The organism is Bacillus sp. MYb209, assembly GCF_002975175.1.
GTDB lineage: Bacteria > Bacillota > Bacilli > Bacillales > Bacillaceae_G > Bacillus_A.
In genome coordinates this window covers 1-1379 of record NZ_PCNZ01000125.1, presented here as the reverse complement: position 1 = coordinate 1379, position 1379 = coordinate 1, and the positions used below count along the sequence as shown (strand labels likewise).

The following is a 1379-nucleotide window of genomic DNA, read 5'->3' as shown; positions in this document are numbered from 1 at the left end:
TATTCCGCAATTATTTATAAAAATTATCATACAAATGATCTGTATATCAAAGATGGATTGATGTGCAGATCATTTGTGTGAGCAAACTTTAAACAAGAAAAAGAATCCCAAAAATCATAAGGGATTCTTTTTCTTTATTTGTAATTATTGCTTTAACATTTTTCTACCGATAATAAGACGTTATGTTAACGGAACATGAATATGATATACATATCAATTCTCATATATAATTTAAGATAAACGATGAGATAAGGAGCATATAATCAAATTCGTAGAAGAAGATCGTATGGAAGAACAAATAAGAAAGAAATTAGTTATGAAAAATTTCGTTGTATTCACTCTGAACAGGAGCTACCAATGAGCTATGGAAGTGATGCTCCTATTTATTATTATAATGTTCCTGAAATGGAAAGACGAAAACGCTTTGAAATAAATTCTGATATCTGCATTATGGATGGAGAATATTACTTTGTTCGAGGTTGTATAGAAATTCCAATTATAGATAGTAACGAAATATTTATTTGGAATATATGGGTATCTTTAAGCGAAGAAAGCTTCAACAAAACAATGGGATTATGGAAATTGGAAGAAAGAGAAACAGAAGAACCTTACTTCGGATGGCTTTCTACATCAATCCCTGGTTATCCCGATACATTAAATTTGAAAACTCATGTCCATACAAGAGCTATTGGAATAAGGCTCTTTATCGAATTGGAACTGACTGATCATCCTTTAGCAATTGAACAGAGAGAAGGAATTACTCTACAAAGAGTTGCAGAAATTAAAGAAATTGTTACTCAATATAATCAAGAAGAGGATTCTGAGTAAAACATATTACAACTTCCAATAACGATAATTATGGTGCGACAAGAAGTCGCATTCTCACAGTGTAGCTTCCGCTACTAGACTAGATGCAAAGGCTATCTCCATCCGAAACTGCGGGCTTTGTAACGAGCCCGTGGGTTGCATGAGGAAATGAGGAAACAGAGGGTCTGTACATGGCTCAGAATACTGCTAGAAGAAGACAGGTATTGAACGAGAGTGAAGGTTCGCAAGCTTCGTAACCGTTAGCTTGGGATAATGTACAGCTTTGCCCAGGTCTTGATAAGAGGAAAGGTAGTCTCATAATGCTGCCGTGCTGCATCCCACAACTTATCCGGAGTAAAGAGCCTACCTAACCCTGTCGCATCTGTGGAATGTGAAACTTGGTAATCCCTATGTCATCTGCATGAACAGTAGGATGACTGCAAAGTCAAACGATGTGACAGAGGGTAAAGGGTTCTGGTACAAATACTTGGGAAAGATATAAAGAGGCGAAAAGTTTCCTAGTGGAATCTAGTCTTAAGCAACAATTCCAAATAGTTGATGGATGAACTTCA

The 1379-nt window shown here is 35.9% G+C and carries 1 protein-coding gene; it reads left to right on the top strand.

The genetic code is table 11. The features are described from left to right. Window positions 1–267 precede the first annotated feature (267 nt). A complete protein-coding gene (locus tag CQZ94_RS30720; RefSeq protein ID WP_105588436.1) occupies window positions 268–828 on the top strand; it encodes a DUF2199 domain-containing protein in 561 nt (186 codons plus the stop codon). Window positions 829–1379: the final 551 nt, after the last annotated feature.